At 65.4% G+C, this 12,031-nt stretch carries 6 protein-coding genes; all 6 read left to right on the top strand.

The annotated features are described in order from the left end of the window. Window positions 1–392: response regulator (locus KA184_01090; GenBank protein MBP8128146.1), on the top strand; the 392-nt coding region annotated here is incomplete at its 5' end. Window positions 393–547: 155 nt separating this feature from the next. After that, a complete protein-coding gene (gene iolD, locus KA184_01085) occupies window positions 548–2,419 on the top strand; it encodes a 3D-(3,5/4)-trihydroxycyclohexane-1,2-dione acylhydrolase (decyclizing) (protein ID MBP8128145.1) in 1,872 nt (623 codons plus the stop codon). A gap of 76 nt (window positions 2,420–2,495) precedes the next feature. After that, a complete protein-coding gene (locus tag KA184_01080; GenBank protein ID MBP8128144.1) occupies window positions 2,496–3,968 on the top strand; it encodes a CoA-acylating methylmalonate-semialdehyde dehydrogenase in 1,473 nt (490 codons plus the stop codon). A 328-nt stretch (window positions 3,969–4,296) separates the two neighbouring features. Then, entirely contained in the window at window positions 4,297–6,615 is a 2,319-nt protein-coding gene (locus KA184_01075) for a hypothetical protein (GenBank protein ID MBP8128143.1), read from the top strand. Window positions 6,616–6,785: 170 nt separating this feature from the next. Next, window positions 6,786–8,912, top strand: coding sequence for a glycosyltransferase family 39 protein (locus KA184_01070; GenBank protein MBP8128142.1), 2,127 nt, complete (start codon window positions 6,786–6,788; stop codon window positions 8,910–8,912). Window positions 8,913–9,365: 453 nt separating this feature from the next. Next, on the top strand, window positions 9,366–12,031 hold a 2,666-nt coding region (locus KA184_01065), incomplete at its 3' end, for a M4 family metallopeptidase (protein MBP8128141.1).

The raw sequence follows: 12,031 nt of genomic DNA, 5'->3' as shown, positions 1-12,031 counted from the left end.
CGGCGCCCGCCGACTTCAGCCTGTGGCGCGGACACGGGCGTGTCCTGGTCATCGACGACGAGGAAATGGTCCGTATTACCGCTCAGGAAATCCTGGAAGACATGGGTTTTGAGGTCCTTTGCGCCGGGGATGGGCTCGAGGGGGAGCGCCTGTTCCGCGAACACGGCAAGGAACTGGCCGCTGTGTTTCTGGACCTGACCATGCCGGGCCGTAACGGCGTAGAGACGTATCGCGCCCTCCAAGCCTGTGGCTTGGCTGTTCCCATCATCGTCTGCTCCGGATACGCGCAGGAACACGCGCTCCATCAGTTTCAGGAAGGGCAACAGGTGCGCTTCCTGCAAAAGCCCTATGCCTGCGAGAGCATAGCGGCCATCATGCGGGAACTGACCTGAACCGCGCCGGCGGCTGCGTCCCGCCGTGTCCGTGCAGCCCGCGGACACGGACTTGCAATGCGCCGCTTTCCAAAGGCTACTATGGTTCACCTTGACGACAGCACCCAGACCAGACTTGCTCCGGCACGGCTCCGGACGCAGCGGAGGGACGTCTCATGCCGCGGTTAACCATGGCCCAGGCCCTGATCGGTTTCCTGAAGCAGCAATACGTGGAACGCGACGGCGTCGAACGGCCTTTTTTCGCGGGCGCGTTCGGCATCTTCGGCCACGGGTGCGTGGCGGGCGCCGGCCAGGCGCTTCAGCAAAACCCGGATTTCCGCTATTACCAGACCCGCAATGAACAGGCGATGGTGCATCTTGCCGCGGGCTATGCAAAGGTGAAGAACCGGCTCCAGACCTTCGCCTGTATCACGTCGATCGGGCCCGGCGCCACGAACATGATTACCGGCGCAGCGGGCGCGACCGTCAACCGCCTGCCCGTGCTGCTATTGCCGGGCGACATCTTCGCGCGGCGCAATGTCGCGCCGGTCCTGCAGCAGCTCGAATCGGAGCACACGCAGGATATCTCGGTGAACGACTGTTTCAAGCCGGTAAGCCGGTACTGGGACCGGATCAACCGGCCCGACCAACTGTTGTGCGCCTTGCCCGAGGCCATGCGCGTGCTCACCAGCCCGGCGGACACCGGCGCGGTAACGCTCGCCTTGCCCCAGGACGTGCAGACGGAAGCGTACGAATATCCCGCGGCCTTCTTCGAGAAGCGTGTCTGGCGCATCCCGCGCAACCGGCCCGACTCCGCCGCGCTCGCGCGCGCCGCCGATTGGATACGCGCCTGCCGCAAGCCGCTGATAGTCGCGGGCGGCGGCGTCATTTACAGCGAGGCGACCGGGGCGCTGCTCCGGTTCGTGGACCAGACGGGCATCCCCGCAGGCGAGACCATGGCAGGCAAGGGCGGCCTTCACTACGCGCATCCGCTGAACCTGGGCGCAATCGGCGTGACGGGTACGGCCGCCGCGAACGCGCTTGCGAAAGAGGCCGACCTCGTCATCGGCATCGGGACCCGCTACAGCGATTTCACAACGGCGAGCAAGACGGCCTTCCAGAATCCCGATGTGCGCTTCATCAACGTCAATGTCGCGGAATTCGACGCGCACAAACACTGCGCGCTCCCGCTGCAGGGCGACGCCCGGGTTACGCTCGAGGAACTGAGCGCCGCCCTCGCGGGCTACAGCACGGACGCCGCTTACGAGGAACGTGCGAAACAGCTCCATGACGCGTGGGAAGCGGAAGTGGACCGCATCTACGCCATCCGCAACACGCCACTGCCGAGCCAGGGCGAACTCATCGGCGCGGTCAATGAGGCCGGCTCGCCCGACAGCATCATGGTCTGCGCCTCGGGAAGTCTGCCCGGCGACCTGCACAAGCTCTGGCGCGCGCGGCACCCGAAGAACTATCACCTCGAATACGGCTACAGTTGCATGGGCTACGAGATTGCGGGCGCGCTCGGCGCGAAGATGGCCGCGCCCGATCGCGAGGTCTACGTCATGCAGGGCGACGGCGGCTACCTCATGATGAACTCCGAGATCGTCACGTCGATCCAGGAAGGCTACAAGCTCATTATCGTGCTCTTCGACAACTTCGGCTACAAAAGCATAGGCTCGCTGAGCCGTTCGCTCGGGCAGGAAGGCTTCGCCACGCGCTATGTCTACCCCAAGGGCAACAGGTTGCCCGGCGACGAGGCGGGCGAGGCCGTCGAGGCGCTGCCGGTCGACTTCGCGGCGAACGCGCGCAGCCTCGGCGCAAACGTGATCAAATGCAGGACCTATGAGGACTTCTGCAAGGCGATCCGCGAGGCCGAGGCCGCCGACCGGACCACGATGATTTATATCCAGAACGACCGCTACGTCAGCGTGCCCGGCTACGACAGTTGGTGGGACGTGGCCGTGGCCGAAGTGAGCGAGATGGACTCCGTGCGCAAGGCCCGCGAGGAATGGGAGGCCAAGCGCGTGAAGGAGCGGTATTTCTTCTGACCTGGTGCGGAAAACCCACAGCGCTGACTCGCATTCGGCTGACGATTGCGACAACATTGTTGAAAGGAATAGTGCAGTGCCTGAGACGTTGCTGAATTACATCAACGGCCAGTGGTTGCCCTCGGCTGCTTCCGAAACCGCGCCGATTTACAATCCCGCTACGGCGGAGGTGATTGCGCGGGTGCCGATGTCGCCGGCTGCGGAGGTGGACCAGGCCGCGCAGGCCGCGCAGGCCGCCTTCGAGCAATGGCGGCGCGTGCCCGCCCCGGACCGCGTGCAGTTCTTGTTCAAGCTCAAAAACCTGCTCGAAGAGCATCTCGATGAGCTTGCCCGCTGTGTCACGACCGAGTGCGGCAAGACCTACGATGAAAGCAAGGGCGAACTGCGCCGCGCCATCGAGAATGTCGAGACCGCCTGCGGCATCCCCCTGCTGATGCAGGGCTGGAACAACGAGGACATCGCCCGTGGCATCGACGAGCACATGTTCCGCCAGCCGGTCGGCCCGACCGCGGTCATCGCCCCGTTTAATTTTCCCGGCATGATCCCATTCTGGTTCCTGCCCTATGCCGTCGCTACGGGCTGCTGCGCCATCGTGAAACCGAGCGATAAGTGCCCCATCACGCAGCAGAAGGTGTTTCACCTCGTCGGGCAATTGGGCCTGCCGCCCGGCGTAATCCAGATGGTCAATGGCGGCAAGGAAACCGTAGACGCGATTCTCGACCACCCGTTGATCCGCGCCATCAGCATGGTCGGCTCGACGCCCACCGCGCGCTACATCTACCGGCGCGCCGCCGAAAACGGCAAGCGCGCCCAATGCCAAGGCGGCGCGAAGAACCCCGTAATCGTCATGCCCGACGCGGATTACGATACCGCCGTGCGCATTCTATCCGACTCGGCCTACGGCTGCGCGGGTCAACGCTGCCTGGCGCTGTCCGTTGCGATCACCGTCGGCGAGGCGCGCGACGAGTTTCGCGAGCGCTTCGCCGAGACGACCGCGAACCGCGTGGTCGGCTTTGGGCTCGACAAGGGCGTGCAGACCGGGCCCGTCATCTCCGCCGAGAGCAAGGCGCGCCTCGAACACATGGTCGGCGTGGCGGAGCAGGAAGGCGCGCGCGTCATCGTGGACGGACGCGGCAAGACAGTCGCCGGTTATGAGAACGGTTACTTCGTCTTTCCGACTTTGCTCGACGGCGTCCCGCCACAGGGCCAGATCGCCACGACCGAATTGTTCGGGCCGGTCTTCAGCCTCATGCACGCGGACACGTTCGAGGACGCCATCGCCATGGTGAACGACCGGGCTTACGGAAATATGGCCTGTATCTTTACATCGAGCGGCGCCGCCGCGCGCAAGTTCCGCGTCGAGGCCTGCGCCGGCAACATCGGCGTCAACATCGGCGTGGCCGCGCCCATGGCCTTTTACCCATTCAGCGGCTGGCGCGCGAGCTTCTTCGGCAACCTGCACGGCCAAGGCAAACACGCCGTCGAGTTCTTTACCGAGACCAAGGTCGTAGTCGAACGCTGGCCGAAGGAATGGAGCCGGAAGTTCTGAACCCGCGCGGCACGGGGGTCGTTCGCCCACGTACAGCAAAGGTTCCGCGTCACTGCCCGGCGGCGTAAGTGGTAACTGCGAAAATCGCCAAATGGCTGCAAATACGTAACTTGAATCTTGCCAGGTCCTGCGCCCGGCAACCTTTGCGTGGTTGGCGTCCCCAGACCCGGAGTCCGCCGGTCCCACGGCTTCCCAGTTACTGCAACTCTTTGGCTTGGAAAGGGATAGTATCCCCTGGTACGAAGCGGGAATGAGGCTGGCCGTGCTGCCGCAGGGAGGGTGGCAGCCCCGTTGTGCGTCCTCTGCGCGCTAACATAGAATCTGGGTCATGTCACGAACAAACCAGGCAAGATGGGGTTGGGCGGGTTTCTTTGTCGCGGGCGTGCTGCTCGCGGCGCACGCCTGTGCCGATTCCGATTTTCCAGGGCTGACCGTGGAAATCAGCCCGGACCATCCCCTGTTCGTGTTCACGGTTCGCGACCCGGCGGGCGGCGATACGACGCGTTATATAGAGCATATAACCGAGGCATGGACATCCCTTCCCGAGACGTTGCGCCCCTATGCCGTCGTGGAGATTGACGCGCCGGGTTCGGAGGTACTCAGCCGCCACGAGCGGTACCTGACGATTCTGGCCGCGCTGCAGGGGGCCGCTGTGCCCACGGTGGTCACCGTGGCCGACGGCAACCCGCGGTGCTACTATCCGGTGACGCATCTCGCGGAACTGCTGCACGACTTCACGTGCATCAAGGGCATCTCGGTCAGCGGGATGCGCCTCAACGAATACGACCCGCTCGACGCGGCCCAGGGCATGGAGCCGCCGCGCCTCGTGCGCTGGTTGAGCGACGCGGTGCTCACGGCCGCGCGCTACGGGCGTTTCGCGTGGATCAGCCTGGACGAACTGGGCTGGCTGCGCGTCATGTCGAACCGGGCGTGCGCGCCGCTCTACACCGCGCTGCGCGATTGCCGCGGCTATGTTGTGCCCGGCTTGGCCTATCGAGGCCCCCACGTTACCACGGAGCTTCCCGCGCTGATGGGGCTCTGGCTCGAGGGCGCGGCGGACTACTGGGGCGTTGCGCCGGACTCGCGCTGGTATGCCGACGCGTGTTTCGACGGGCCCGGCCGCTTCGGCGGCGCGGGCAACGCGGAGAAGATGCCGAGCCCGCTTTACCGGGCCATGATGCTCAACGGGGCGATGACCGGCGCGACCGTCTATGCGTTCCCCGAGGAGCGGGACCTGTGGTTCGGCCCCGCGCGTCATCATTGGGACACGGCAATACGGCCGGCGCTCGAAGAACTGCTCGACAAGGGCCTGATCGCGCGCCAGGACTTCGTGCGCGAGAAGGCGCGGCTCGTTTACCAGCTTGCGCCGGCCGCGAATGCGCTCGAATTCCATGGGAATCTCCGCGACCTGGACGGCGTCTGCGATTTGGGCCTCATGGCGCATGCGGCTTATGGCATGGAACGGCCGGGCCAGGTGCCGGAGCTGATCCTCAACCATGGCGAACGCTACTGGATTCCGGTGGTGTCCGCCCATGCCCCGACGAATGCGCTGAGCGGGTTTGCGAAGGTCGTGCATCCCGGCGAAGTGCCGACCGCGGAAGCCTGGGTCGAATTCCTGACGCCGTATTCCGCGGCGGACGGCGAGGGTACCGCGTTCATTTGCCGCGTGGGACGCGGCCTGTACCTTATGAACACCCGGGAGAACACCGCGGAGATGCAGACGGCGCGCGTGGCCGAAGCGCCCGCGCCGGTGCGCGGCCTCGTCGCGCGCCGCGAAGGGGACGGTATCACGCTGACGTGGCCGTTCCGCGAAGGCGACGTGTCGTACAAGGTCTACAAGCGCGTGCTGCCGGAATTGCGCTACACCCTCCTTGCGAATGGGCTTGATCAGCGCCGTTTCGCGGATCCCGGCGTGCCGGAAGACGCGACGGTCGCGTATGCCGTCACCGCCCTCACCAATGAGAAGGAACCGTTCGAGACAACGCTCAACTATGGGGAATACCTTGCGCTCAGTGTCGTGGAAAGCCGCATCGCCGAAGAGGTCGTGGTCACGCCGGTGCTGAGTTATTGCGAAGCGCGGCCCGTCGCGCCCGAAGCGCCCGTGCCTGCGCCCTCCGCTCCGTGGTGGCCCGCCTACGAGGGGCTCGACGAGACGCAGCGGCGCATGGCAATGGCCATTGTCGAACGCATCGAAGCGTGGGACCGCGCGGCCTCGGCGCAGGACCTGAACGGCATTCTCGACATCTATTCGACGGAATACGAAGACCCGCAGGGTTGGCGCTTCCAATACGTGCGCCGCGCGTATCAATGGCTGTTCGAGCGCTACTCCGCCACGCGCATGCACCGTCAGATACGGGCGTGGGACTTCTCGCCGTATGCCGCCAACCGCACCGCGCGCGTGCTTCTCTACGCGCGCCTGACCGGGTACGCACTGACGGACGCGTCCGGGCGCGTGGCGGATGTGCCCATGTCGCTGCCTGCGCCGGAAGCGGCCGACATCTGGATCACCTGGACGGACCAGGAGGGCGTCTGGCGCATTTTGCACACGGACCCGGCGCTGCCGAATTTCAAGGAATTGCTCGGCTATTCCGCGGGGCCCTTTGACGGATTCCGTCCCGGCCCGGACCTGGCGGCGCCGGAGCCGTGACGCGTTGCGGCAGGGGACTCCCGCACCGCCTGACACACGCGACGGGAACATCCCTGTACATGGGCAGGAACCTGGCAAGGGGAATTGTGCGCGGGGCGCGGGTTCGGTAGACTCACGGCGGGCGCCGTGCATGGTGCCGGCGCGCAGCGCAACGGCTGAAGAGGTTGCAGGTGGCCGCAGCATCGGAGCCAACGGGCATCGCGGAATGGCGGAAAGCCCGCCGCCGCGCCGCGATTGCGCTGCTGGCAGTCATACTGCTGGCGGCGGGGTTGCGGCTGTACCGGCTTGACGAACAGTCTATCTGGGCCGATGAATGGCCGAACGTGGCGCATCTGGACGCGCCGGACGCGCTCAGCTACGTGCGGCTCATCCAGCTGATGTATCCGGAACAGGCGCACGCGTGCCTCTACTATTTCGCGCAGTATTGGTGGGCGCGCGCGGCCGGCGGCTCGCTGGCGGGCCTGCGCCTGCTGCCGGTCGCGACCAGCCTGGCCACGGTCCCTCTCCTGTTTCTGCTGGTCTCCCTGCTTTTCGGACGCGGCCCGGGCCTTATCGCCGCGCTCTTTTTCGCGCTTTCGCCGCAGCACATCTGGCACGCGCAGGAAATCAGGCCCTACGCGCTGCTGACGCCGCTGGTCTGCGTGGCGCTCTACGGGTTCTTGCGCGGGCTGCGCGGGGACGGGCGCCGCTGGTGGGCGCTGAGTCTCTGCGCGAACGCGCTCTTGCCCTGGGTGCATCTGTTCGCGCTCCTGGCCGTCGGGGTCCAGGGTATCCATTTGATGCTGTGCGGCACGGGCCGGTGGCGGCGCGTCGTGGCCTGGGCCGCGATACAGGCCGCCCTGCTCGCGCCGTTCGCGTGGTGGATGCACACGCTGCCCTACACCAACGAACATCCCTCCATCTTCCATTCCGTTTCGGGCGTGCTGCTTGACGTCATCGGCGACGATGTCGTGAGTTTTCACGCGGACCTCCTGCCGCCGTGGAAGACGGTGCCCCGCGAGAATCTGCCGGCCGCCGCGCGGGCCTGGCTGACGGTGCGGCCCGCGTGCGACTATCTGCTGCTGGCGGCGTCGTGCGCCGCGGCATGCTGGCTGGCGCTGCGGCCGCGCACGCGCGGCCGGCCGGGTCTGTTGCTCTTCCTGCTGCTGGCCTGCCCCGGCCTTGTGCTTGGTGTCCTGACTTTCGCGACGCACCGCCCGTTCTTGAGCCCCATGTACACAATGTACAACACGGTGGCGTTGTACGCCGCGTTCGGCGGGATGCTGACCGGGTTGCGCCGCGGGGGGGCGCGTATCGCGGCCACGGCGGCGTTGGCGGCGCTCTATGGCTACCAGCTGCTTATCACGCTGCCCGAAGTCACCCGCACGGACTGGGGGAGCGCCACGCGGGCGATCCGCGAGCAGGGCACGCGGGATGACCTGGTGCTCGAATTCGAGTATCTGTTCCCGGTCGCGTGCGCCGAGTACTATCTCGAAGGGAGCGGCCTGAAATTCCGGCGCGTGCCGGCGCCGCAGGCCGCCTGCGCGGAGATTGCGGAGTATTTCAGCGCGTCTTCGGGCCGTGAATGCGCGAAGGCGCGTTCCGCGTGGCTGTTGTATGAGCAAGCGTTTCTGTCGTGGTTGTTTCCAGAAGCAGATGTGGCGGCTCAACTGCGGGGGGCGCTGGCGCCGCTCGGCCTGGAATGCGGTGAACGGTTCTTCCCCGGCCATCGGGGATTGATGCTGTTGCGCGTGCAACAGGGCGACAGCCCCACAAATGCGCCACCCGGCGCCGTCCCGCCTCTGGAGCCCGTGCCATTCGGAGACATCCTGAGGGAAATCCGCCCGCGCGCGGCGCTGGACGGCCCGGCGCATGCTGACATCGCGGCATTACGGCGCGTGATTGCCTGCTGGCCGCCGCTGAACCGGTGCATTGCCGCGGCCCAGGTTACCGACTTGGCCGCTGCGGGTGCATTCGGCCTTGCGGAAGGGCTTGCGGGCCGCATTCTGGGGCGGAATCCCGGGTTCGGGCTGGGATACCTGGCCTTGGCGCTGGCCCACGCGGGCGAAGGACGGGACCAGGCCGCCCGCGATGCCGCAAGCCGCGCCTTCGAGTTGCACGCGGGTCTGGAAGGCCTTACCGGCCGGTATTTTGCGATGCTGCTCGACGAAAATGACCCCGCCGCGGCGTTGCGTCTTGTCGAGGAGACCTCTTTGTGCCACGCCTTCTTTGCCGGCGCCATGCGGGCGGTCTGCGCCGCCCGGACCGCGCCCGAGGTTACGGAGGGGAAGGCCGCTGCGGGCGCGGGTTCGACGTAAGACGCCTTCTGCCGTGGCACGGGCGTCCCGCCCGTGCTCGCTGGCTCCTCGCGCGGGTCCGTCGTAACACACGGCTGGGAAGCGTTCAGACTGCCCAAGAATCCTTGGGTCAGTGCCTTCATCCGCTGATCAAAATGAACATTATGCTCAAAATACGCATTTATACGTTTTGGACCGTGGAATTAATACTTCAAAAACTGATTAAAAAAAGTGTGGCGAAAAACCGGCGGTTCTGTTAGAATACGCTTCGGTTCGTGAAGCTTACCAGTGACGTGGGCAGTATGAGGCCGGACGAAGGGGAGAATGGGCAGAGTGTGTGTTCCTGTTCGCAGAAACAAACCGTCTCATTGTGTGGTGCGAGCGGTTATCAAGGAGGTAAGGACGATGTTCGGGGACTGTGTTGTATCGGCGCGGTCTTGGTGTCAAGGGTTCATTTTTGCAGCAGTGCTGCTGATGTGTGTTGCGAGTGCGGGCTATGCCCAGCCGGGGGTGGACGCGCTACTGTCGGCCCAAGTCGGCGGTAACGGTGAAGCGGCGCGGTTGTTGCAGGCGCCGGATGGCGCGGTGCTTTTCGTGGGTGCGCCGCCAGGGGGCCGGTTTGCGGTGCGCGGCGCGTCGGGTTCGCCTGAAACGCTTGCGTTGGCATACCTGAAGCAGGAAGCGGCCGCCTTCGGCATCGCGAGCGCGGCGGTGGATTTCGAGACGGGGCGGGTCACACAGGGCCCCGGCGGCACGTACGTGCGTCTCGACCAGATGTACGCGGGGCTCCCCGTATTCGGCGCCCAGGCGCTGGTTCAGGTCGGGCCGGATAACGGCGTCCGGTGTGTTTTCAGCGATATCCTGCGCCAGACGCTCGCGTTCGACTCGGGAAAGATAGCGCTGAGCCCGGCGGTGGCTGCCAGCGAAGCGGAAGCGAGCGCGCTTGCGCTGGCGGCGGCGCTCGCCGACGGCGCGGCGGCGGCGGTCGTGGAAGCGCCGGCGCTGGTTGTTCTTTCACCCGAGGTGCTCGGCATATCGGGGCCGAACCGCCTGGCGTGGCAGCTGGTCGTGGCGGCGGACGGCGCCGCGTTGAGGGAGCAGGTGTTTGTCGACGCGAACACGGGTGAAATCGCCCTGCACTTCAGCCTCATCAAGAACGCGAAGAACCGCATGATTTACGATTCGGCCAACACCAGCGCGGACCCGGGCACGCTGGCGCGGTCGGAAGGGCAGCCGGTGTCGGCCGTGGCCGATGTGAACTATGCCTACGACTATTACGGCCACACGTATGATTTCTATTTCAACGAGCATGGCCGCGACAGTATCGACGGCGCGGGCTACACGTTGAGCGCCACGGTGCGGTTCTGCCCGGTGGGCGAATCGTGCCCTTATGATAACGCTTACTGGGACGGCAACAGGATGTATTTCGGCCAGGGCTATGCGGCCGCGGACGACGTGGTGGCGCATGAACTGACCCATGGCGTGACCGACTACGAATCCGCTCTCATCTACATGGCGCAATCCGGGGCCATTAATGAGTCCTTTTCGGATATCTGGGGCGAGTATGTCGACCTGACCAACGGCGCGGGCGACGACACGTCCGGTGTGCGCTGGCTCATGGGCGAAGACCTGCCGATCGGCGCAATCCGCTCGATGTCCAACCCGCCGGCCTATGGCGACCCGGACAGCACGTGCAGCGCCAACTGGTACACGGGTTCCGGAGATAACTATGGCGTTCATATCAATTCCGGCGTCGGCAACAAACTGTGCTACCTGCTGACGGACGGCGGCTCGTTCAACGGGGAGACCGTGACGAGCATGGGTATTTCGCTTACGGCGGACCTCTTCTATGAATGCCAGACCAATCTGCTGACGCCTTCGTCCAACTACCTGGACTTGTCGAATGCGCTGAGCCAGGCCGCGATCAACCTCGCCTTGAGCTCGGGCCAGCGCGACAACGTGGCGGCCGCATGCCGCGCCGTGAAGATCACGGCAGCGACATCGTGCCAGCTGCCCGCAACGCCGCCGGCGAATGACGAGTGCGCGGCCGCGCAAGTCATTACGACGGACACGCACTACACGGGCAACACGGAAGGCGCAACGGGCAGCATGACCCTGGACTGCGGCAGCGGCAGCCTGGGCGACGTGAAGGACGTGTGGTTCTCCTTTACGCCGGGCGTCACCGACACCTACACCGTATCGCTGTGCGGCAGCGGTTATGACACGACGCTCGGCGTGCTGACGAACGACTGCGTCAGCCCGTCCATTCTGGCCTGCAACGACGACGCGTGCAGCGTGCAGTCGCAGGCGAGCCTGAGCCTGACGGCGGCCACGACGTACCTGATACGCGTCGCGGGGTACGGAAACGGCTACGGCAATTACGACCTCATCATCAGCGCGGGCGCGGCGCCAACGGAAGAGTGCCCCGCGACGTCCCTGGTCTCCCAGCTGCCCCACGGTTCCGGCGATTCGTGGAGCGCCGCGACGTCCTCGGCAGATACACAGTACTACGTGGTGGAAAACTTCTCCGGCCTTTCCGAGCCGGTAAGCAGCGTGCGGTGGTGGGGAATCAATGTGTTCAATAATGGCAGCACGTGGTCGGCTTGCACGATGGGCGCGGACAGCATCGTCGTAACGGTGTACGAGGACAGCGGCGGCTCGCCCGGCGCTGTCTGGAACTCCGCCACCATTACGCCTGCCAAGACCGCAACGGGGACGTCCTACAGCGGTTTTCCGTTGTACCGGTATGACGCTGCGCTTCCTTTCAGCATCAGCTTGAGTTCCGGCTGGATATCGGTCAAGAGCACGGGCAACGCCAGTTGCTGGTTTTTGTGGATGAGTTCCCCGACGGGCAACGCGACCGCGCTTCAGTGGACAGGCAGCGCGTACAGCACGCTGGCCTATGACATGAGCCTTTGCCTGGCCCCCGCAGGCGCAGAGGGCGAGGGCGAAGGCGAAGGCGAGGGCGAGGGCGAAGGCGAAGGCGAAGGCGAAGGCGAAGGCGAAGGCGAACCCCCGTGCACCGGCAGCGTCTCGTTTACGCAATCGACGGACCCGGTCACCATCACCTCCGGCAACTCCGTTGCGTGTAGTTCCGGCGGCATCCATGTGAACAACAGTTACCTCCGGCGCTTCGACTT

It is taken from the genome of Candidatus Hydrogenedentota bacterium, from assembly GCA_018005585.1.
GTDB lineage: Bacteria > Hydrogenedentota > Hydrogenedentia > Hydrogenedentales > JAGMZX01 > JAGMZX01.
The sequence above is the reverse complement of the archived record's forward strand: the minus strand, read 5'-3'. Positions and strand labels throughout refer to the sequence as shown.